Here is a 22874-nt window from a genome sequence, read left to right as displayed (position 1 = left end):
GTTAACTTAATGTTAAGTTTAACAAAGAATTAAGATTTTTAAATGTAAGAAAAAAAACTGTTATAACATAAAAATCAAACATTTAAGCAAAAAAAATACTATTAACTAATTATAAATAATTAATTAATAGTATAATAAATTGGTATTATTAGTCTTAATTTAGTGCTTATTCAATAATTTTTTAGCGAGCTCTTTTCCTAGCTCTACACCAAATTGATCGTAACTATAAATGTTCCAGATTATACCTTGTGTGTAAATTTTATGTTCATATAATGCTATTAATTTCCCTAAAGACTTTGGCGTTAGTTTATCAAAAAGGATAGCATTACTTGGCCTATTGCCTTCAAACACTTTAAAAGGTAGTAATTGTGCAATTTTATCTTCATCACCAGAAAACTTTAATTCTAAATGAACTTCTTCTTTTGTTTTACCAAATGCCAAGGCTTCTATTTGTCCATAAAAATTTGCCATTAACTTTTTATGATGATCTGTTAAACCGTGCAAAGATTCTTTATAACCTATAAAATCTGCCGGAATTAACTTAGTACCTTGATGCACCAATTGCATAAATGCATGCTGCATATTTGTACCTGTACTACCCCAAACAATGGTACCTGTTTGGTAGTCTATTTTGTCTCCGTTTCTATCTACACCTTTACCATTACTCTCCATAATAGCTTGCTGTAAATAATCTGGCAATTTTTTTAGATACTGTGTATAAGGTAAAACAGCTTCTGTTTCTGCATTGTAAAAATTATTATACCAAATACTTAACAATGCTAAAATTACAGGTATATTATTTTCGAATTCTGTATTTCTAAAGTGCAAGTCCATTTCTTCTGCACCATCTAATAAGGCTCTATAATTATCGAAACCTACAGATAAACTAATTGATAAACCAACAGCAGACCAAAGAGAGAAACGTCCACCAACCCAGTTCCACATAGGAAAAACATTTGCTTTATCTATACCAAAACTATCTACCGCTTCTAAATTTGTAGATACTGCAACAAAGTGCTTTGGAATATCGAAAATTGTTGCCGACTTTAAAAACCAATTTTTAAGTGTTTCTGCATTTGTTATGGTTTCTTGTGTTGTAAATGTTTTAGAAACAATTACAAACAAAGTAGTTTCTGGATTTAATTTTTTAATAATTTCTGATACATGATCACCATCTACATTAGAAACAAAATGTGTAGTTAATTGATTTTTATAATACTGCAAAGATTCTACAACCATGTCTGGCCCAAGATCTGAACCACCAATACCAATATTTACTACATCTGTAATAGATTTGCCTGTATAACCTTTCCATTTACCAGAAATTACTTTATTACTAAAACTTCTAATTTTACGTAATGCAGTTTGTATTTGTGGCTTAATATTTTTACCATTTACAAGAACAGGTTCATCAGAATTACTTCTTAAAGCAGTATGTAAAACCTCTCTACCTTCTGTGGCGTTAATAACTTCACCCGAAAATTGTTTTTCTATAGCGTCTTTTAAATCTACTTCTTTTGCTAATTCAACTAATAAAGAAAGTGTCTCTTCTGTAATTCTATTTTTAGAAAAATCTACTGTTAAGTCTTCTAATTCAAGTGAAAAATTATCTTTTCTATTTGAGTCTTTGCACAAATCTTTAATACTAATATCTTTATTATTATTAAAGTGATTCGTTAGTTTTTCCCAAGCTTGAGTTTTGGTTGGATTGATGTTTTTTAAAGCCATTCTATTAATTTTGCGCTACTATTTCTTTTGTTATTGTAGGTTCTTCTATTACTGGTATATTATTATCTAATTGATTTTTTAAAAGATACATATGCTTAAAAAATCTAGGTTTTAGACTTTCTTTTAAGGGTTCTGCCTCTGGTAATTTTGTTTTTGGACTTAATGGATCTACTTGTTTACCGTTTTTCCAGAAGCGATAACAAACATGTGGTCCGCCAGAATTACCTGTCATACCAACCAAACCAATTACATCCCCTTGTTTTACATAATCTCCCTTTTTAACTTTTCGAGTTTTCATATGTAAATATTGTGTAGAATAAATGCTATTGTGTTTAATTTTCACAAACTTACCATTACCACCTCTTCTAGTAGATTCAACAACAGTTCCGCTTGCAGTAGCAATTATTGGCGTACCAATTCTTGCAGCAAAATCTGTACCTTTATGTGGTTTCACTTTATTACCGTAATATGCAATTCTTCTATTTAAATTATATCTAGAAGAAATTCTATATTGAAATTTAATGGGACTTTTTAAGAACTGACTTCTTAACATATTACCTTTTTCATCATAATATTCTTCTATTCCTTTTATAGAATCTGCTAAGAATCGAAATGCATATAAATCTTGGTCTTTGTGTTTAAAAACTGCCGATTTAATCTTACCATAACCTGCAAACAAACTATCGTTTATAAATTTTTCTTCAAAAACAAGTTTAAAAGAGTCTCCTTTCTGTAGTTTGTAGAAATCTAGTGTCCAAGCATAAATATCTGCAACAGCATATGTTAAGTTTGGTGATAAATGCAAACTATCCATAGCATTAGAAAGATTCGAATAAATTTTTCCTTCAACTACTTTTTCTACGGTTTTAATTGGTTGCAAATAAGTATATGCTTCTGTTATAGAATCTTTAAAATCTACAACTGTTGCTCTAATTTTATCATTTTTATATATAAATACTTTTGCTTGTTCTAAAGAATCTTTACTCGATAGAATCATATAAGGTTTACCTGCTCTTACTTTTCGAACGTCAAAAACGTCTTTAATAGCACTTGCAATACTATTTATTTTAGGATAGCTCACATGATGCCTATCTAAAATTGCGCCAAAACTTTCTCCGGATTTAATAGTATCAAAAACAACCTTATAATCATCAACTTTAAAACCAAATTTATAAATAGGTTTTGGTGTTGGCTTTATTATAGGTTTTTCAATTTTTTCTTCACTTTTACAAGCAAACAAAATAATAGAAGTTAGAAGGATGTAGAGTACTTTTTTCAAAAAATTGGGAGCTATTAAATTTAACACCCAAAAGTACAAATAAAATTGATTTATTTTAAATCTTAACTCTTAAGTTCCTATAACGGTTTCGTTAAAGTTTTTATAAAAGGCATTTATTTAACTCTTTTTAAAATCATTAGCCAAACCTTTATAAGATTCTAGCTCTGCCCTTAAAGAGCCTACTGATAAATCTGCTTTCATTTTAATAGGTATTTTATTCAAGTCATCTGTAATCCAAATTGTTACACTTTCTTGTGCTTTAAAAACTCTACCAGATTGCACTAATGGTCTAAATATTAACGAATTTACTTTTCCAAACTTGGTTTTTAAGACTTCTCTTCCCAAAAAACGGAGTTTAAATGGGTAAATTTGAGAATCCATAAACATATCTATTGCTATTTCATCTCCTTTTTCCATGTGTTCTACATCTTGATTTCTTAAATAATAAAAAGATGAAAGCATGTCTTGTACGTTAGAAAATGCTACTGTTGTATCTTTTTGATTTTCAAAATCTTGAATGTAGGCTTTATTGGTATTGTAATCAAAATTGGTAATTCGATGCTTTTTATAACCACCTTCATTAATCTTTCTTTTAAAAACGTAAGGTTTTACTTCGTTTATATCAAAATAACTTTCGTAAACATCATCTACTTTAAAAAACCATTTTATCATCCCTGAAGTCCAACCAGACCCTTTTGTATGATATACTTTTTTACCGTTTAAATCTTTTTCATCTACCTCTAAAATTGCGGTTCCTGCTCTTAAAAAACCACTATAGCTCATTTTATAACGTAACCATTCTCCGCTTTTAAATGCTTCTATTTCTTCTTGAGAAAAAGTAGTTGTTGTTATTATTACAGTAAGTATTAGTAAGATATATTTTTTCATAGTTCTCAAACTTATAAAAAACTTATGACAATTACTGTTCCAAAAAAGAAAAAAGTGATTTACTAATAATTTGTAAATCACTTTTTAACGTTTTCTTTAAGTACTAATTTTTAAGAGAATTGTAGAATTTTTATCTAAAATGTACCCCAGTTCTTTAATTCTTCTTCACTCCATAAATACGGATAAAAGATTCTTCTTTGATACTTCGGATGCATGTATTTACGCCAACTACTTCCGCCAGTTGCTTCTAAATCTTTTTCTTTACCGCCTAAATATTTGCCGGCAGCATTATAATGTGCCATTACCCATTTTACATTAACAGTATAATCGTAATGCCTCATGGCTTTAATTAAACTTGGGTTCTGCTGAACATCCTTAGGTAATTCTTTAAATTTTCGAGATAAATTTATATCGTTATAATCTTCCATAAAATCTATAAACTCACCTAAATATTTCTTTTCGAATAGATTTAGTAATGTAGATTTCTGACCTGTTGTGTAGTTTTTACCTGCTGCCTGCCAATATAAATGATTGTATGCATTTTTAAAAGAACTATTTTGATCAATAGAATCTCTATATCTAGCGTCTATTAAGTTTATTAAATCTGTAGAAGCAAATTCTATTTTTCGGTATTGTGCCGATTGGAAACCACTTGCAGGTGTTAATGTGTTTCTAAATTTTAAATATTGTTCTTTCTCCATACCTTCTGCCATTACAGAAAAAGAATTGCAAAGCATATCAAAATACCTACTAATTCTATTTAAATGCATAGAAAACTTATCTGCACTTACTTCAATAGCTTTTGATACTTGCTCAATCTCCCAAAGAATCATTTTAAATAGCAACTCGTTTACTTGATGATACATGATAAAAACCATTTCATCTGGCTGTGTTGTTCTTGGCGTTTGCAAACCTAAAAGTGCATCTGTCTGTATATAATCCCAATACGTAATTGGTGTACTATGCAACAAACCTTCTAACATTGCATCTACAGGAACACCTAATTTATCGTACTTTTCTTCTATTGCTTTAAGTATTTCTTCTCTGTTCATAATTTAAGAATCAAGATATAAGAACAAAGAAACAAGACTTTTTTTTGAAAATCTAATTTATTTGCCAAATAAAAAACCAAGAGTAAAATGATAATCATCTTACTCTTGGTTGTAATAATTTTTTATAAAAAGATTTTTACTTCTAAAGTCTTTTATAATGTTCCTCTTTTTGCTTGTTCTCTTTCTATAGACTCAAACAACGCCTTAAAGTTTCCTGCTCCAAAACCTTTTGCTCCCATTCTTTGAATAATTTCAAAAAACAAGGTTGGTCTATCTTCTACTGGTTTTGTAAAAATTTGAAGTAAGTAACCTTCTTCATCAGCGTCAATCATAATACCTAAACTTTTAAGTTTTTCGATATCTTCTTTTAACTCGTGGCTAAATTCTTCTAAACGACCAGGAACAGATTTATAATATTCATCTGGTGGCGTAGATAAAAACTCTACTCCGTTTGCTCTTAATTGTGAAACTGTTTTTAAAATATCGTCTGTTGCCACGGCAATGTGTTGTACACCTGCACCTTCATAAAAATCTAAATACTCTTCTATTTGCGAACGTTTTTTACCTTCTGCTGGCTCGTTTATTGGAAACTTAATTCGCCCATTTCCGTTAGACATAACTTTACTCATTAATGCAGAATATTCTGTATGAATTTGCTTGTCATCAAAAGATAAAAAGTTTTCGAAGCCCATTACATCTTCGTACCATTTCACCCAAACGTCCATTTGATTCCAACCAACATTACCAACCATGTGATCTATATACTTTAAACCAGCACTTGGCGGATTGTAGTCTGATTCCCATTTTTGAAAACCTGGTAAAAAGGCACCGTTGTAATTTTTACGTTCTACAAACATGTGTACTGTTTCTCCGTAAGTATAAATTCCGGCTCTTACAACTTCACCATGTTCATCGGTTTCTACTGTTGGTTCCATATAAGATTTTGCACCTCTAGAAGTTGTTTCTTTATAAGCTTGTCTTGCATCTTCTACCCAAAGCGCTACAATTTTAACACCGTCACCATGTTTTACAATATGATCGTTTATTGGTGATTTACTATTTAATGGAGTTGTAAGCATCAGTTTGATTTTGTCTTGTGTTAAAACATAAGACACAGAATCTTTAGCTCCAGTTTCTAATCCGCGATATGCGTGTGATTGAAATCCGAATGCTGTTTTATAAAAATGCGCTGCTTGTTTTGCGTTACCTACGTAAAACTCTACGTAATCTGTTCCTAAAAGTGGAAGGAAATCTTGTGCTCCTTCAAATATTTTTTCTAAACCGTAGTTTACTGATTTTATTTCTTTTGCCATCTTGAGATGATTTTAATGTTTTGTTTGTGCTAATTGTTAGCAAATATGTTTAGCCCTGATTGAAGTGACATCCTTTTTTATTTTTCTTAAAAAAGATATAACGGAAAGCAGGAAATAGCTTCTAATGTTTATTTTATTCTAACCAAGATTTATAATAATCTTCATCGGCAATTTTCATGGCTTCTTCTGTAACCATTAAAGGTTTAAAAGTGTCTACCATAACCGCCAATTCTTCGGTTTTTGTTTTACCTATACTTTTTTCCGTAGTTCCTGGGTGTGGACCATGAGGAATTCCGGCTGGATGCAAGGAAATATGACCTTGATCGATGTCATTTCTACTCATAAAATCGCCATCTACGTAATACAAAACTTCGTCGGAATCTATATTACTATGGTTGTAAGGTGCAGGAATTGAATTTGGATGATAATCGTACAAACGTGGCACGAAACTGCAAATTACAAATGCATTTGTTTCGAAAGTTTGGTGTACTGGTGGCGGTTGATGAATACGACCTGTTATTGGCTCAAAATCGTGAATAGAAAATGCATACGGAAAATTATATCCGTCGTAGCCAACTACATCAAAAGGATGCGAAGCGTATACCATTTCTATAATTTCACCTTGTTTTTTTACTTTGATTAAAAAATCGCCAAGTTCATTATTTGTTTCTAATTCGTAAGGTCTTCTTAAATCTCGTTCACAAAACGGTGAATGTTCTAACAACTGGCCAAACCAATTTCTATAACGTTTTGGTGTGTAAACCGGCGAATATGATTCTACAATAAATAGTCTGTTGTTTTCATCATCGAAATCTAATTTATAAATAACGCCACGCGGAATCACTAAATAATCACCGTATTTAAAATCTAAGTTTCCTAAATGCGTTCTTAATTTTCCGGTTCCTTTATGAATAAAAATTACCTCATCTGCATCTGTATTTTTGTAAAAATATTCTTTAGTAGATTGTTTTGGTGCAGATAAAATAATATTACAATCAGAGTTTGTTAAAACTACTTTTCTACTTTCTAAATAGTCGTTCTCTGGAGGAACTTGAAATCCTCTAAATCTATAAGATTGAATATTATTTGCTTTTGCAATTTTTGGTTTTACAGAATATTGCTTGCGTATTTCTTTGACCATTGTTGGTCTATGTTCATGATAGCTATTGGTAGACATTCCGTCGAAACCAATAGTACCAAACAATTGTTCGTAATACAAACTACCGTCTTCTTTACGGAACTGTGTGTGTCTTTTTGGAGGAATTTCTCCTAATTTATGGTAAAAAGGCATGTTTTTCTTAAATTTAATTTAATAAAATTGATTAAAATAAAGGTTTAAGAATAACTATTCTGGATTGCGTTTGATAAGAAATTTTAGGTGCGAAAGTAAATCTGAATACATCTCAATCGATTTAGTGAACTACACAAATATACAAAAAGGAAAGGAGATTTTAAGGAATATTACAATAGACTAAAAATCTACGAATAATATTACTTAAAGTCTCCTTTATTAAATTTAAATAAACGATTATTTCTTAGTCAATCTTTTTAACAACTGCCTTTGGCGCTTCTTTTCTTGTACCATCAAAACCATCAATTCCGCCAACTGTTGTATATTTCATCACATACTTTTTATCAGGAAATATTCTTTTATAAGCGCTTTGACACATTAAAGTTGCCTCGTGAAAACCACAAAGAATTAGCTTTAATTTACCTGGATATGTGTTTACATCTCCAATGGCATAAATACCCGGTATATTTGTTTGGTAATCTAATGCGTTGTTAACTCTAATGGCGTTTTTTTCAATTTCTAAACCCCAATCTGCAATTGGCCCTAATTTTGGAGACAATCCGAATAAAGGAATAAAGTGATCTGTTTCTATTATAAAAGGTTCTTCGCCTTTTCTAACTACAGAAACACCTTCTACTTTATCTTTACCAATAATACCTTTAACTTCTGCTGGTGTTATTAATTTAATTTTACCGGCATCTTTTAACTCTTGTACTTTATCTACAGAATCTAAAGCACCTCTAAATTCGTTTCTTCTATGAATTAAAGTTACAGAAGACGCTACATCTGTTAAAAAAATAGACCAATCTAAAGCAGAGTCTCCACCACCAGAAATTACTACTTTTTTATCTCTATAAAATTCTGGGTCTCTAATAATATATTCGACACCTTTATCTTCAAAATCTACAATATTAGGAATAGGCGGTTTTCTTGGCTCAAAAGAACCTAAACCACCCGCAATCGCCACTACTTTTGCATGGTGTTTTGTACCTTTATTAGTGGTAACAACAAAAGTACCATCTTCTTGTTTTTCTACAGTATCTGCTCTTTCCCCTAACGTAAAACCTGGCTCAAATTGTTTTATTTGCTCCATTAATTTTTCGGTTAAATCTCCTGCTAAAATTTCTGGATAAGCAGGTATATCATAAATAGGTTTCTTCGGATAAATTTCTGAACATTGCCCACCAGGTTGTGGCAAAGCATCAATTAAATGACAACGCAGCTTTAACAAACCTGCTTCAAAAACGGTAAACAAACCTGTTGGTCCTGCTCCTATTATTAAGATATCTGTAGTAATCATTCTTTTTTTATGTTTTAAAACCTCACAAAGTTTTATTCTTGTGAGGCTTTTATTTTTTGTGTTTGCGTTAGGGATTGCAGCATTTGTTTGAGCTCTTTTTTACTTTTTCTGTAAAAAAAGCGAGTGCAAAAGCCCGACCTTTTTAGGTAACGCCCAAAATTATTTTATTGCATTAATTTAAAAACTGATTTTTATCAGTTTACGCTACATTTATAACTTCTTCTATTTGCGGCGCATACTTTTTTATTGTTGCTTCTACACCATTTTTTAAGGTCATCTGGTTTACAGAACAACCCGTGCAAGCACCTTCTAATTGCACTTTAACTATGGCATCTTCTATAGATAAAAGTTTAATATTACCGCCATCACTCATTAAAAAAGGGCGAATTTCTTCTAACGCTTTTTCTACATTATCTAATGTTTCTTGTGCTGTCATATAAAATGAATTTATTTTGTACTACAACCACTCATTGTTGTTATTCTAACAACTTCTGTTGGCGGTAAGTTTTCGTTTCTTTTTAATAATTCTGAAACCATTTCTTTAGTAATCTCGTTAAAAGATTCTTCTAAAATTGTTCCGTTTTGTAATGCTACCGGATGACCAACATCACCAGATTCTCTAATACTTTGTACTAAAGGAATTTCTCCTAAAAACTTGGTATTTATATCTTCTGCTAAATTTTTTGCACCATCTTGCCCAAATATATAATATTTATTGTTTGGTAACTCTTCTGGTGTAAAATATGCCATGTTTTCTATAATTCCTAAAACTGGCACATTTATATTTTCTTGCTGAAACATTGCAACTCCTTTTTTAGCATCTGCTAAAGCAATATTTTGTGGCGTACTAACAACTATAGCACCATTAATTGGTAGTGCTTGTACTATAGATAAATGCACATCTCCTGTTCCTGGTGGTAAATCTATCAATAGAAAATCTAATTCACCCCAATCTGCATCAAAAATTAATTGGTTTAATGCTTTAGAAGCCATTGGCCCACGCCAAATAACTGCTTGATCTGGATTTGTAAAAAAACCTAACGATAATAATTTTACTCCGTAATTTTCGATTGGTTTCATTTTAGAACGACCATCTACATTAACAGAAAGTGGTTTTTGCTTTTCTACATCGAACATAATATGTTGCGACGGACCGTAAACGTCTGCATCTAAAACACCTACATTAAAGCCCATTTTAGCCAAAGAAATAGCGGTATTTGCTGTAATTGTAGATTTACCTACACCACCTTTACCAGAGGCAATAGCAATTATGTTTTTTATGTTAGGAATTTCTTTACCTCTAATTTGATTCGGGTTTTCTTTAACTGCAATTTTTTCTACCTTAACATTAACCTTTACAGTTATTTCTTCTGAAACAATTGTTTTTATAGCTTTAGAAATTTCTGACTCAATTTTCTTTTTTGCTTGTAATGTTGGGTTGCTAATGGTTACATCTACTTCTACTTCATTACCAAAAGTAACAACATTGGTAACATTATTGTTTTCTATTAAACTTTTACCTTCTCCTGGCGCAGTAATAGTTTCTAGTGCCTTATATATATCTTGCTTCTTAAAACTCACGTCTTATCTTTATTTAATCTTGATTGCAAAGATACAGCTTACTGTTTAGAAATTAAAGCTTGGGGATACTCAATATCTATTCTAAAATAAAGCATTTTTATTTTTTTTATCAAAAAAAAATTTTATTACGATTTTTTACAATAATAAAAATTTGTTTATCTTTAGTTTTGAGAACAACAAAACCCCCAAATTATGAAAAGCCCCTTATTAAAATTAAGTATTTTAGCTTTAACTTCTTGGACCTCTTGGACCACAAAGTACTTAAAAAAAGACAACCTTTAAAAACAACTTAATAAATAACCCTAAACTCAAATTAACCCTTGAGTGTTAATTCATTTAACACCAAACCCCCTACATTATGAAAAACACAACAATTAAAACGACAACTTTCATTGCATTATTATTTTTAGGAATAAATATTTCAAATGCTCAAGATATTGCAATGAATTCTAATGACGCAAACAATAATTTAACTTTTACTAAAACTACCATTAGTATAGATCCGGAAGACAAAAAGGTAATTAAAGAAACAGTTTTAGAAGAAGGAAGATATACGTATAACAACAAAGGTAAAGAGGTTGTTGTAGAAATTAAAGATGGTTACTATACAGAATACCATGGTAAAGACGAATTTATTAAAGCAAGCATAAGTTGGTCTTCAGAAAACAATTACAAACTGGTAGTTACAGAAATTCATAAAGAAAACTTACCTTTTAAAGAAGGTACTGTTATGGAAACAGAAATTATTAAAGTTAAAGGAAACAAATTTTATTACGAATCTAATTTAGAAGGATTAACTTGGTCTGGAAAATTCTTAAAAATTGATTAATAAATTGTTTAAATAGAAATGTTCTAATTTGTTAATAAAGGTCTATCATTTTCATGATAGACCTTTTTTTATATTATTCAAATACATAAGATAAAAAAGATACCCTTGTTTTTGTTGTGCTATTTAGTAATCTTAAAATAATATAATAAAACAAGAAAATTATGTAACAAATAAACTCTAACGGGTAATTAACTTTGTGGTGTATTTTTAAAGAAAGAAACATTTAAAATCCCCCATTTATTATGAAATCTAAAATATTAAAATTAACCTGTACAGCCTTCATACTTTTTTTTGGCTTCCAAACATTACAAGCGCAACAATCTGACGTTGCTTCTAACGAAACAAGTAACTACTACCAAACTGAATTACCAAATTCAAACTCTAATTCCTTAGAAATTAAAGAAACACTTCTAGAAGAAGGTAAATATGTTGATTCAAGTAAAGGAAATGAAGTAATCGTAGAAATAAAAGACGGTTACTACACAGAGTACCACGTTAATAATGAATATATAAAAGCAAAGATAGAATGGTCTGCAGAAAATAAATACACTTTAGAGATTATAGACATCAATAAAGATAATCTTCCTTTTGAAGTTGGTACTAAAATGGATACTGAAATTGTAAAAATTAAAGGAACTAGAATATACTATGAATCTAATTTAGAAGGACTAACTTGGTCTGGAAAATTTAGAAAAATTTAAATCGACTTGCTAGAAAAATAGAAATGTTTAAATTAGTTAAAATACCTATCATTAATTTGATAGGTTTTTTTATGTGTTAAAATTAATTTATAGTTCAGCGGAAGGATTCCAAAGAACTTTGTCAAAATCTATAATTTGATTCTCTTTTACAACTATACCTTCGTTTTCTAACAACTGCTGCATTAAATTAGTACCATCAAAATGATGTTTACCAGTAAGTAAACCTTTTCTATTTACAACTCTATGCGCAGGTACATCTTCTAAATTATGGGCTTTATTCATTGCCCAACCAACCATTCTTGCAGATCTTGCTGCACCTAAATACGTTGCAATTGCACCATAAGTTGTTACACGACCAAAAGGTACAAGACGAGTTACGGCATAAACTTTTTCGAAAAAATTATCAGTTTCTTTCATGGCGTGAATTTACAAAATGAAATAATAAAAATTCAAAATAAAACCAAACATGACATTTATCATGTTTTAAATTATTGATTTTAAGTACATTGAGTTGTAATTTTTAAATCCCTCAATATCATGAAAACCTTAACATTATTTTTCGCCTTAATTTTTATTATTAACACCAATCAAACTCTTTATTCTCAAGATGTAAATTATCAGCAAAAATCTATTACAAATGATTATATGCAAGATGGTACATATAAATACTGCAATGACACTTGTGATGTTATTGTTGAAATAAAGAATAATGTTTACACTGAATTTTATCCAAATAACGAGTTTATTAAAGCCAACATAAAATGGATAAATAGAAAAGAGTATAAATTAGTTATTACCGAAATTAAAAAACGTGATTTGCCATTTGGTATTGGTACCATTATGAAAACAAAAATTGTAAGAAAAAAAGGAAATACTTTTTATTATGAGTCTAACCTACAAGGTCTTTCTTGGTCTGGTAAATTTGAGCGTATAGATTAATTTTAACTTCAAAAAAAAACATCAATTTAATAAAATTGATGTTTTTAATAAGTTTTAATATTTTAGTTTAAACTTTATATAAGTAATAGGTTTTCCTATTTCTAAATATTGGTTCTCATAAAAAGTTTGTGTTTCTGTAACCTCTTCGGGTGCACCTTCGTTTTTATAAACTGTATGGTTTGCATATAAAACCTCATGCCCTTCACCATGCAACAAACCTAAGGTATAACCGTGCATAAATTCGCTATCGGTTTTTAGATTCATTATTCCGTCTTCACTTAAAATAACACTATATTTTTTAAGAAATTTAGAATTTGTCATTCGGTGTTTAGTACGTTGATATTTTATTTGCGGATCCGGAAAAGTTATCCAAATTTCTGAAACTTCATTTTCTGCAAAAATATAATCTACCAACTCTATTTGCGTTCTAACAAAAGCAACATTGGGTAAATTTTCTTCTATTGCAGTTTTTGCACCTCTCCAAAAACGAGCTCCTTTAATATCTATACCTATATAATTTTTATTAGGATTTTTTCTTGCTAATGCAATTGTATATTCTCCTTTACCACAACCAAGTTCTACAACTATAGGGTTGTTGTTTCCAAAAAAAGAATGCCATTTACCTTTATGAGAAAAGTTGGTTATAACTTCTTCTCTTGTTGGCTGAATGACATTTTCGAACGTTTCGTTTTCTTTAAAACGTTTTAGTTTGTTTTTGCTTCCCAAAATATTAAATTAAGCTCTATCTTCTGTACCTTCTTTTACGAAACGACGAGATTCTCCCATCCAATATGCAAATAAAACTAAAAGAACTACTAAAAACCCCCAATTTAAGGCATTAGAAACCCACCAACCAAGATCTGCATTTGCTACAGTTAATCTTAACCAATCGAATGGTAAGAATAATATATCTGTAAATAAACTACCAATCCATCTAAAAATATTGCTTGCTATCATAACTTAATTATCTTTACACTGCAAAAATAACAAAAGAAACAATGCTAGCCAATTTTTTAGGGAAATCTAAGCCAATCAATTTCATTATTCTTTTAAGTGTCTTTATTTGCCTGTTTTTATTAGAAATTCTACCGTTACATTTAGCGCAAAACTTTCAACTTAAATTAGTGTTTGAAATTACCGGTTTGGTTGCGCTCTTTTTATTGCTTTTTTTCTTTTACAATTTTGTTATTTCTAAAAATAATTTAACGTTCGATAATTCTTATAGCTTCTTTATTTTTACTGTTCTTCTTGCCTTTTTTTTACCCACCATAAAAAACTATAATACACTTATAATAACACTGTTATATATATTATTTCTAAGAAAAATTTACAGTTTAAAATCTTCGAAAAAGATTTTACAAAAGCTTTTCGACGGCGGTTTTTGGTTAAGTATATTGTTTATTCTAGAACCTTTTACTGCAATGTTTGGTATACTAATTTACGCTGCAATAATATTACATCAAAAACCAGTTATCAATAGTTTAATTGCTCCTTTAGTAGGTTTTGCTTGCCCATTAATTGTATACGCTACATATTGTTTTTGGTTCGATAAATTATATGCTTTTACAAACCTTTTTTACTTTAATACCTTTAAAAGTTTAGTTTTTTATTCTGAAAACAACTTTTATTGGATTATCATTTTGATAATTACCCTCTCTTTAGTGTCAATTATTATGAAGTCGCCAAAAACTTTATCGGTAAATAATTCTTTTAAGAAAAGTTGGTTATTACTTTTAGTAAATTTTACAATTGCATTGTTTTTTACTCTTTTAATACCTAATAAAAACGGTTCTGAAATGTTGTTTCTACTTTTTCCTGCAAGTGTAATTAGTGCAAATGGTATAGAAATGATAAAAAACAACATTATAAAAGATGTTGTATTATCACTATTAATTATATGCTTGGTAGTCTTTTTGTTTATATTATAACTTTTTACCAAAAGCCAAATCTCCAGCATCACCTAAACCCGGAATTATATATCCTTTTTCGTTTAAAGTATCATCCAACGCTGCAATCCATAAATGTGTGTTTTCTGGAAAATGTTTAGAAATATAATCTACACCTTCTTTAGATGCAATTACTACTATAATGTGTAACTCTTTAGGCGTACCATATTTTTTTATTGCTTCATAAACCGCAACCAAACTTTGCCCTGTTGCCAACATCGGATCTGCAAGTAATAATGTTTTTCCTTCTATAGATGGTGATGCAAAATACTCTACAATAATTTCTGATGGAACGCCATTTTCTGGATGATTTCTATAAGCAGAAATAAAAGCATTTTCTGCATCATCAAAATAATTTAACAACCCTTGATGCAAAGGCAAACCCGCTCTTAATATAGAACATAAAACAATTTTATTGGTAAGCTGATCTATTTCTTTAATACCTAATGGTGTTTCTACTTTATTAACAGAATAATTAAGTTCTTTACTTAATTCATAACTTAAAACCTCACCTATTCTTTCTATATTTCTGCGAAATCGTAAAGAGTCTTTTTGAACGTTTACATCTCTAATTTCTGAGATAAATTTGTTTAAAATTGTATTACTAGAAGATATATTATGAATATGCATTTTATAGAAATTAGATAAACAAATGTAGCATAATTAAGTAAAATTTGTATCTTGCTCTAAGAATTTAGTTTAATTAATCACTAAAAAATTAAAAAAATGGGAATTTTTTCATTCATTAAAAATGCCGGAGCCAAAGTTTTTGGTATTGGAAAAACTACAGAAGAAGAAAATGCAGAAAAGTCTGAACAATTAAGAAATGCTATTACTGCATTAGATTTACAAGTTACAGATTTATCTATAGAAGTAGATGATGATATTGTAAAGTTATGGGGAGAAACTGCCGATTTAGCTACAAAAGAAAAAGTAGTTTTAGTGGTAGGGAATACAAACGGAATTTCTTCTGTAGAAGATAATATTACTGTTGCAGAAGTAGAAGAAATTGAAGAAGAAGCAATGGCACAATTCCATACAGTAGAAAAAGGAGATACTTTAGGTAAAATAGCAAAAGAATATTACGGCAATGCAATGAAATACCCTGTTATTTTCGAAGCAAACAAACCTATGTTAACACATCCAGATAAAATTTATCCGGGTCAGGTATTAAGAATACCACCATTAGTAGACTAGCTAAAAGTTAATCAACCAAACCAAGAGAGTTTCAAAAATAAATTTTTGAAACTCTTTTTTTATGCTTAAAATCTAAATTTTATTAGCAACTTTGCAAACTAATATAGTTTACATTTTTTAAAATGAATAAAAGAATATTAGCTCTTTTTGCAGTTTCTATTGCAACTCTAATTTATGGCTTAACATTTACTATTGCTAAAGATGTTATGCCAAACTATTTAAAACCTTATGCTTTTATTTTAGTTAGAGTAATTGGTGCAACAACTATTTTCTGGACATTAGGTTTGTTTATAAAACAGCAAAAAATAGAAAAGGAAGATTATAAAAAAATTCTTTTAGCTTCTTTTTTTGGTATTGGTTTAAACATGCTAACTTTTTTTAAAGGTTTAAGTATAACAACACCAATTAGCGCATCTGTAATGATGGTAACATCACCAATTATGGTGCTAATTTTCTCTAGCATTTTAATAAGAAAAAGAATAGGAAAACAACGCATTTTAGGGGTTTTTATTGGTTTAATTGGTACTATTTTATTAATTACATATAGCAATACTTCATCCGAAGGAACCAATAATAACTTTGGCAACTTTTTAGTTTTTGTAAATGCTGCATCTTATGGTTTGTACTTAGTTTTAGCTAAAGATTTAATTGTAAAATACAACCCAATTGTGTTTGTAAAATGGCTATATTTATTTGGTTCTATTTTTGTAATTCCTTTTGGTTACAGCGAATTATTAGAAGTATCATGGCAAGAAATACCTACAAACATTTATTGGAATATAGGTTTTGTTGTAATTTTCACTTCTTGTGTAACCTATCTTTTTAATCTGTATGGTTTATCAAAATTAAAACCAACAACGGTTAGTGTTTTTATTTATTTACAACCTGTAATTGCCACAATTTATGCATTAATAGTTGGTAGCGACTCTTTAAATACCGTTAAAATAAGTGCAACAATCTTAATATTTATTGGTGTGTATTTAGTAACCAAACAAGTAGAAAAATCTACCAAATAAAACTATATTTGCAACTTATTTAAAATGATGATTTTATGATTCAATCTATGACGGGTTATGGGAAAGCAGTATTACAATTGCCTACCAAAAAAGTTACTATAGAAATTAAATCTCTAAACAGTAAAAATTTAGATTTAAACGTTAGAATTCCTTCTTACTACAAAGAAAAAGAATTACCTGTACGTAAAAAATTAGCAGCTGCCTTAGTTCGTGGAAAAGTAGATTTTTCGATATTTGTAGAAATGACTGCAGATGAAACTTCTACAACTGTTAATCATGGTGTTGTAAAAGAATACATACAACAACTAAGAAATGTAGTACAAACAGGTGCTACAGACGATGTAGAACTGTTAAAAATGGCAGTTAAAATGCCAGATGCATTAAAAACAGAAAGAGAAGAATTAGATGAAAATGAATGGAATCTAATTGATAAGAACATAGATGTTGCCATAGAAGAAATTGTACAATATAGAACAGACGAAGCCGCATCTTTAGAAATAGATTTTAAGCAAAGAATTGCAAATATTAAAATGTATTTAGAAGAAGTAAAAGCTTTAGATGGCGATAGAATAGCAAACGTAAAAGCACGTTTAAAAAAGGCGATAGACGATTTAAAAGTAGATACAGATGAAAATCGTTTTGAGCAAGAGTTAATTTATTATCTAGAAAAATTAGATATTAACGAAGAAAAGGTTCGTTTAGCAAACCATTTAGATTACTTTTTAGAAACATTGGCAACACCAGATTCTAATGGTAAAAAATTAGGGTTTGTAATACAAGAAATGGGTAGAGAAATTAACACCACAGGTTCTAAAGCAAATTTTGCACCTATGCAAAAAGCTGTAATTCAAATGAAAAACGAATTAGAACAAATTAAAGAACAAATTTTAAACGTACTTTAAACATCAATAGTAAGCCCCAAAAAATGGTTTACAACTAATAACTTATAATTCTGAAATCTATTCAGAATGACAAAAATTAAATATTTATGTCAGAATTTAAAGGAAAATTATTCGTCTTTTCAGCACCTTCTGGTTCAGGAAAAACAACAATTGTTCGTCATTTACTAAAACAAGAAAAATTTAATTTAGAATTTTCTATTTCTGCAACTTCTAGAGATCCTAGAGGAGCAGAAAAAGATGGTGAAGATTATTATTTTATTTCTTTAAAAGATTTTAAAAATAAAATTAAAGGCGATGAATTTTTAGAATGGGAAGAAGTTTATAGAGACAATTTCTACGGAACTTTAAAATCTGAAGTAGAACGCATTTGGGCGCTTAAAAAACATGTAATTTTTGATATTGATGTTGTAGGAGGCTTAAGAATTAAAAAGAAATTTCCAGATGAAACGCTATCTGTTTTTGTAAAACCACCAAGTGTAGACGAACTAAAAATTAGATTAAAAAAACGATCTACAGAAAGCGAAGACAAAATAAACATGCGTGTTGCAAAAGCTTCTGTAGAATTAGCAACTGCACCACAATTTGATAAAATTATCAAAAATTACGAATTGGATGTCGCTTTAAAAGAAGCTGAAATGTTGGTTGCTGATTTTTTAGATTTAAAAGAATAAAACTTCTATTACAATTAAAATGAAAATCGGTTTATACTTTGGTACTTTTAATCCTATACATATAGGGCATTTAATAATTGCCAATCATATGGTAGAAAATTCAGACTTAGATGAGATATGGATGGTGGTAACACCACACAATCCCTTTAAAAAGAAAAGCTCTTTATTAGACAACCATCATCGTTTAGAATTGGTATATAAAGCAACAGAAGCATATGACAAAATTAAACCTTCTGATATTGAATTTAAATTACCACAACCAAACTACACAGTTTATACTTTAGCACATATTTCTGATCTTTATAAAAACAAAGAATTTTGTTTGATTATGGGAGAAGACAATTTAAAAAGTTTGCATAAATGGAAGAATTACGAAACCATTTTAGAACATCATAATATTTATGTATACCCAAGAATTGCAGAAGGCAAAATAGATTCTCAATTCGATAATCACCCAAGAATCACAAAAGTAGAGGCACCAATTGTTCAAATTTCTTCTACAATGATTAGAAACGGAATTAAAGACGATAAAAACATAAAACCACTTTTAACCAAAGAAGTTTGGCAATACATTGATGAAATGAATTTTTATAGAAAATAATTTCACTTTAAATTCGTTGTATATTTGTAAATATTCAAAATAAATACTTTGGCTAAAAAGGATAAAAAAAAAGGAAAATTAAAACAAAAACTAACCGATAAATACAGATTGGTTGTTTTAAACGAAAATACTTTTGAAGAGCGCTTTTCTTTAAAACTGTCTCGTCTAAATGTATTTGTTTTAGGCGGGTTTTTCTCTATCCTACTTATTTCTTTAACCACTGTATTAATAGCATTTACACCAATTAAAGAATACATACCAGGTTATTCGTCTTCAAAATTAAAATCAGATGCATTAAAGCTTACTTTCGAAGCAGATTCTTTAAAGCAAAAATTGGCTATTCTAGAAAATTATACAAAAGCTTTAAAACCAGTTTTAACTGGTGAAATAACCTCAGAAGAAATAGATTCTATACAAATAGAAGCAAGACAAACTACAATAAACGAAAGTAAACTCGATGCAACCAAAGAAGATTCTTTATACAGAGAAAAAATAGATAGAGAAACTCGTTTTGACATTTTAAACAACTCTAACAGTAGCGTTAAAATTGTTTTTTTTGCACCATTAAAGGGTAATATTTCTCAAAATTTTGATGCCAATTCTAAACATTTTGCACTAGATATTATCGCTAAAACAGGTACACCTGTTAAAGCTGCCGCAGAGGGCACCGTAATTTTTTCTGGTTGGAGTGCCGAAACCGGTTATGTTATTATTATAAAACACAATAAAGATTTTATATCTGTTTACAAACACAATGGTAACTTACTAAAACAACAAGGCGATTTTGTAAGATCTGGTGAAGTAATTGCTAGTGTTGGATCTACAGGAGAACTTTCTACAGGACCACACTTACACTTTGAACTTTGGAAAGGTGGTTACGCCATAAACCCAACAAATTTTATAGATTTTAAATAATGAGTATTAAATCTTTTTTTGCCATTCCTTTTGCTAAAATTGCAACTAAAAAAGTTTATAAATGGGCTAATAAACCACATAAAACTCAAGATAAAGTTTTTAAAAATCTAATTTCTAAAGGTAAAACAACTGCTTTCGGTAAAGATCATAACTTTGCTAACATTTCAAATTATGACGATTTTAAAAATCATGTTAAAGTTCAAGATTACGAAGGCTTAAGAAATTATGTAGATAGAATTGTGGCTGGTGAAGAAAATGTACTTTGGCCAGGTAAACCATTGTATTTTGCAAAAACTTCTGGTACAACTTCTGGCGCTAAATACATACCAATTACTAAAGAATCGATGCCTACACATATTACAGCGGCAAGAAATGCAATGCTGTTTTATATTGTAGAGAAAAATGATGCAAGTTTTGTTGATGGTAAAATGATCTTTTTACAAGGAAGCCCAGTTTTAGAAGATAAAAATGGCGTAAAACTTGGCAGACTTAGTGGTATTGCAGCACATTATGTACCAAACTATCTACTTAAAAACAGATTGCCAAGTTGGGAAACCAATTGTATAGAAGATTGGGACACGAAAGTAAATGCAGTAGTTGAAGAAACGGTTAACGAAAACATGTCTGTAATTAGCGGAATTCCGTCTTGGGTACAAATGTATTTCGAAAAACTAATCGAAAAAACAGGAAAATCGGTTTCAGAACTATTTCCTAATTTTAATTTCTTTATTTACGGAGGTGTTAATTTTGAGCCCTACAAGAATAAATTTGAGAGCTTAATTGGTAAAAAGATAGATTATATAGAATTATACCCTGCATCAGAAGGTTTTATTGCTTATCAAGACTCTCAAACAGAAAAAGGAATGCTTTTACAGCTAGATTCTGGTATTTTTTACGAGTTTATTCCGGCTAATGAATTCTTTGATAAAAACCCAACAAGAATCTCTTTAAAAGACGTTAAAATTGGTGTAAATTATGTAATTATACTAAATACTACTGCAGGACTTTGGGGTTATAATATTGGCGATACAGTAGAGTTTACATCAACAAAACCTTATAGAATTAAAGTTACTGGTAGAATTAAACACTTTATTTCTGCTTTTGGCGAGCACGTTATTGGCAAAGAAGTTGAAAAAGCTTTAAATGATTCTATAAAAGGTACATCTATAAATATTAGCGAATTTACGGTTGCGCCACAAGTAAACCCAAAAACTGGTTTACCTTATCACGAGTGGTTTATAGAGTTTGAAAATGAACCAGAAGATATAGAAGAGTTTGCAGCAATAGTAGATGCTTCTATGCAATCTCAAAACATCTATTATTTCGATTTAATAGAAGGTAAAATATTACGTCCGTTAATTATTAGAAAAGTTAAAAAAGGTGGTTTTCATGAATATATGAAATCTATTGGTAAATTTGGAGGACAAAATAAAATACCTCAACTTTCTGATAACAGAAAAATTGCAGATGTTTTAGATAATTTTATAATTAAAAAATAACAACATATATACAAAATGGGAGGAGATTATTTATTTTTAGTTTTAGCTGTAGTACTAGTAATTGTTTACTTTTACAACAAATTCAGAAACAAACGCCGTTAACCTTAAAATAACTACCAATTTTAAAATTTGGTTAGATTTACTTTTTAGTTTAATACTAAAAACAGCAATAAAATACAAATGAGTACAATTAGAATTACAAAGAAATTCAATTTTGAAACGGGCCATGCATTATATGGTTATGATGGCAAGTGCAAAAACGTACACGGTCATTCATATAAATTATCTGTTACCGTTTCTGGACAACCAATTTCTGACAATACAAATGTAAAATTTGGAATGGTAATCGATTTTGGCGATTTAAAAAAGATTGTTAATGAAGAAATTGTAGACATTTTTGACCATGCAACAGTTTTTAATAAAAACACGCCACATGTAGATTTAGCTAAAGAATTGATAGACAGAGGACATCACGTTTTATTAGTAGATTACCAACCTACAAGCGAAATGATGGTTATCGATTTTGCTAAAAAAATAAAAAGTAGACTACCTAATAATATAAAATTACATTCTATAAAACTTCAAGAAACAGATTCTAGTTTTGCTGAATGGTATGCAAACGAAAATTAAACTATTTACCGTTATAAGAGTTCATAGTATTTGATAAGCCAGCTGTACCAAAAGAAGTTATTACTTTAGCCGATATAGGCAAACGTTCTATTAATTGGCTGGTTTCTTCTTTGTTCCATTCTCCTAAAACAAAATCTACTTGTCTTCCTTTAGGATAATTTGCACCAACACCAAATCTAAATCTTGGATATTTTTGGGTGTTTAATTTTTCTTGAATATCTTTTAATCCGTTATGGCCACCAGCAGAACCTTTGGCTTTTACACGGATCGTTCCAAAATCAATATTTACATCATCTGTAACTATTAAAGTATTTTCTACATCAATTTTCTCTTTATCCATCCAGTATTTAACGGCTTTACCACTTAAATTCATAAAAGTACTTGGCTTTAAAAGAATAAAAGTTCTTCCTTTAAATCTAAAGTTAGCAACTTCTCCTAACTTTTCTGTTTCGAAAGTAACTTTATGTTCTTCTGCAAGTTCGTCTAAAATCTTAAAACCGATATTATGACGTGTATTGTCATACTTAGTACCAACATTTCCTAAACCTACAATTAAAAATTTTTTCATTAGTTGTTCTTTCGTTTCAATATTTAAA

Annotated in this window: 26 protein-coding genes; 12 read left to right on the top strand and 14 right to left on the bottom strand. The window is 29.5% G+C overall.

Annotated features, from left to right (window positions below):
- Positions 1-159 precede the first annotated feature (159 nt).
- The 9 genes from pgi to ACYPV9_RS02285 all read right to left on the bottom strand — a co-directional run bounded on the left by pgi (position 160) and on the right by ACYPV9_RS02285 (position 10432).
- Entirely contained in the window at positions 160-1728 is a 1569-nt protein-coding gene (gene pgi, locus ACYPV9_RS02325; RefSeq protein WP_299062591.1) for a glucose-6-phosphate isomerase, read from the bottom strand.
- Between the two features lie 4 nt (positions 1729-1732).
- Entirely contained in the window at positions 1733-3007 is a 1275-nt protein-coding gene (locus ACYPV9_RS02320; RefSeq protein WP_459741463.1) for a peptidoglycan DD-metalloendopeptidase family protein, read from the bottom strand.
- A gap of 117 nt (positions 3008-3124) precedes the next feature.
- Positions 3125-3895, bottom strand: a complete 771-nt coding sequence (locus ACYPV9_RS02315) for a DUF3108 domain-containing protein (RefSeq protein ID WP_459741462.1) — start codon at positions 3893-3895, stop codon at positions 3125-3127.
- A 134-nt stretch (positions 3896-4029) separates the two neighbouring features.
- A complete protein-coding gene (locus tag ACYPV9_RS02310) occupies positions 4030-4947 on the bottom strand; it encodes a tryptophan 2,3-dioxygenase family protein (protein ID WP_299062599.1) in 918 nt (305 codons plus the stop codon).
- A 152-nt stretch (positions 4948-5099) separates the two neighbouring features.
- On the bottom strand, positions 5100-6260 hold the full coding sequence (gene hppD / locus ACYPV9_RS02305; RefSeq protein WP_299062602.1) for a 4-hydroxyphenylpyruvate dioxygenase: 1161 nt from the start codon (positions 6258-6260) through the stop codon (positions 5100-5102).
- 133 nt (positions 6261-6393) lie between these two features.
- A complete protein-coding gene (locus tag ACYPV9_RS02300; RefSeq protein ID WP_299062605.1) occupies positions 6394-7551 on the bottom strand; it encodes a homogentisate 1,2-dioxygenase in 1158 nt (385 codons plus the stop codon).
- A 244-nt stretch (positions 7552-7795) separates the two neighbouring features.
- A complete protein-coding gene (locus ACYPV9_RS02295) occupies positions 7796-8851 on the bottom strand; it encodes an NAD(P)/FAD-dependent oxidoreductase (protein ID WP_459741461.1) in 1056 nt (351 codons plus the stop codon).
- Between the two features lie 199 nt (positions 8852-9050).
- On the bottom strand, positions 9051-9287 hold the full coding sequence (locus tag ACYPV9_RS02290) for a NifU family protein (protein WP_077810428.1): 237 nt from the start codon (positions 9285-9287) through the stop codon (positions 9051-9053).
- Positions 9288-9298: 11 nt separating this feature from the next.
- Positions 9299-10432 (bottom strand): Mrp/NBP35 family ATP-binding protein, encoded by a 1134-nt coding sequence (locus ACYPV9_RS02285; protein WP_459741460.1) that lies wholly within the window; start codon positions 10430-10432, stop codon positions 9299-9301.
- A gap of 358 nt (positions 10433-10790) precedes the next feature.
- On the opposite strand from ACYPV9_RS02285, the gene ACYPV9_RS02280 reads away from it, so the two are divergent.
- Both ACYPV9_RS02280 and ACYPV9_RS02275 read left to right on the top strand, forming a co-directional pair.
- Positions 10791-11261: a hypothetical protein gene (locus tag ACYPV9_RS02280; RefSeq protein WP_299062614.1), complete on the top strand. Its 471-nt coding sequence runs from the start codon at positions 10791-10793 to the stop codon at positions 11259-11261.
- 242 nt (positions 11262-11503) lie between these two features.
- Positions 11504-11962 (top strand): hypothetical protein, encoded by a 459-nt coding sequence (locus tag ACYPV9_RS02275; RefSeq protein WP_459741459.1) that lies wholly within the window; start codon positions 11504-11506, stop codon positions 11960-11962.
- A gap of 87 nt (positions 11963-12049) precedes the next feature.
- Here the strand turns inward: ACYPV9_RS02275 and ACYPV9_RS02270 are convergent, their stop codons facing one another.
- On the bottom strand, positions 12050-12379 hold the full coding sequence (locus tag ACYPV9_RS02270; protein WP_459741458.1) for an MGMT family protein: 330 nt from the start codon (positions 12377-12379) through the stop codon (positions 12050-12052).
- Between the two features lie 120 nt (positions 12380-12499).
- Here ACYPV9_RS02270 and ACYPV9_RS02265 point away from each other — a divergent pair, with 120 nt between their 5' ends.
- Entirely contained in the window at positions 12500-12901 is a 402-nt protein-coding gene (locus ACYPV9_RS02265) for a hypothetical protein (RefSeq protein ID WP_459741457.1), read from the top strand.
- 54 nt (positions 12902-12955) lie between these two features.
- Here the strand turns inward: ACYPV9_RS02265 and trmB are convergent, their stop codons facing one another.
- Both trmB and ACYPV9_RS02255 read right to left on the bottom strand, forming a co-directional pair.
- Entirely contained in the window at positions 12956-13627 is a 672-nt protein-coding gene (gene trmB, locus ACYPV9_RS02260; RefSeq protein ID WP_079737573.1) for a tRNA (guanosine(46)-N7)-methyltransferase TrmB, read from the bottom strand.
- Positions 13628-13636: 9 nt separating this feature from the next.
- Entirely contained in the window at positions 13637-13858 is a 222-nt protein-coding gene (locus ACYPV9_RS02255) for a DUF6341 family protein (RefSeq protein ID WP_299062628.1), read from the bottom strand.
- A gap of 41 nt (positions 13859-13899) precedes the next feature.
- Between ACYPV9_RS02255 and ACYPV9_RS02250 the strand changes: the two genes are divergently transcribed.
- The gene (locus ACYPV9_RS02250; RefSeq protein ID WP_459741456.1) at positions 13900-14829 is read left to right on the top strand and encodes a DUF6427 family protein; all 930 of its coding nucleotides are present in this window, start codon (positions 13900-13902) and stop codon (positions 14827-14829) included.
- On the opposite strand, the gene upp is transcribed toward ACYPV9_RS02250, so the two are convergent.
- Positions 14824-15477, bottom strand: a complete 654-nt coding sequence (gene upp / locus ACYPV9_RS02245) for a uracil phosphoribosyltransferase (protein ID WP_459741455.1) — start codon at positions 15475-15477, stop codon at positions 14824-14826. The two genes, ACYPV9_RS02250 and upp, sit on opposite strands and share 6 nt — an antisense overlap.
- Before the next feature lie 96 nt (positions 15478-15573).
- Between upp and lysM the strand changes: the two genes are divergently transcribed.
- From lysM to ACYPV9_RS02205, 8 genes are all read left to right on the top strand, one after another.
- Complete coding sequence (gene lysM / locus ACYPV9_RS02240; protein WP_299062639.1) at positions 15574-16044, top strand: peptidoglycan-binding protein LysM; 471 nt, start codon at positions 15574-15576, stop codon at positions 16042-16044.
- 122 nt (positions 16045-16166) lie between these two features.
- On the top strand, positions 16167-17060 hold the full coding sequence (locus ACYPV9_RS02235; RefSeq protein WP_299062642.1) for a DMT family transporter: 894 nt from the start codon (positions 16167-16169) through the stop codon (positions 17058-17060).
- 35 nt (positions 17061-17095) lie between these two features.
- Positions 17096-17962 carry a YicC/YloC family endoribonuclease gene (locus tag ACYPV9_RS02230; RefSeq protein ID WP_459741454.1) on the top strand — a complete coding sequence of 289 codons (867 nt, stop codon included), beginning with the start codon at positions 17096-17098 and terminating at the stop codon, positions 17960-17962.
- A gap of 86 nt (positions 17963-18048) precedes the next feature.
- The gene (gene gmk, locus ACYPV9_RS02225; protein WP_459741453.1) at positions 18049-18633 is read left to right on the top strand and encodes a guanylate kinase; all 585 of its coding nucleotides are present in this window, start codon (positions 18049-18051) and stop codon (positions 18631-18633) included.
- Between the two features lie 19 nt (positions 18634-18652).
- Positions 18653-19234, top strand: a complete 582-nt coding sequence (nadD, locus tag ACYPV9_RS02220; protein ID WP_459741452.1) for a nicotinate (nicotinamide) nucleotide adenylyltransferase — start codon at positions 18653-18655, stop codon at positions 19232-19234.
- Between the two features lie 48 nt (positions 19235-19282).
- Positions 19283-20149 carry a M23 family metallopeptidase gene (locus tag ACYPV9_RS02215; RefSeq protein ID WP_459741451.1) on the top strand — a complete coding sequence of 289 codons (867 nt, stop codon included), beginning with the start codon at positions 19283-19285 and terminating at the stop codon, positions 20147-20149.
- Positions 20149-21648: a GH3 auxin-responsive promoter family protein gene (locus ACYPV9_RS02210; protein WP_299062656.1), complete on the top strand. Its 1500-nt coding sequence runs from the start codon at positions 20149-20151 to the stop codon at positions 21646-21648. The genes ACYPV9_RS02215 and ACYPV9_RS02210 overlap by 1 nt, the downstream gene beginning before the upstream one ends.
- A gap of 180 nt (positions 21649-21828) precedes the next feature.
- Positions 21829-22278 (top strand): 6-pyruvoyl trahydropterin synthase family protein, encoded by a 450-nt coding sequence (locus tag ACYPV9_RS02205; protein WP_459741450.1) that lies wholly within the window; start codon positions 21829-21831, stop codon positions 22276-22278.
- 1 nt (position 22279) lies between these two features.
- On the opposite strand, the gene pth is transcribed toward ACYPV9_RS02205, so the two are convergent.
- Positions 22280-22846 carry an aminoacyl-tRNA hydrolase gene (pth, locus tag ACYPV9_RS02200; protein ID WP_459741449.1) on the bottom strand — a complete coding sequence of 189 codons (567 nt, stop codon included), beginning with the start codon at positions 22844-22846 and terminating at the stop codon, positions 22280-22282.
- Between the last annotated feature and the right edge of the window lie 28 nt (positions 22847-22874).

This window comes from Polaribacter sp. OB-PA-B3 (assembly GCF_054589375.1).
Note: the sequence above shows the minus strand (reverse complement) of the source record. Positions and strands in the feature narration are given on the sequence as shown.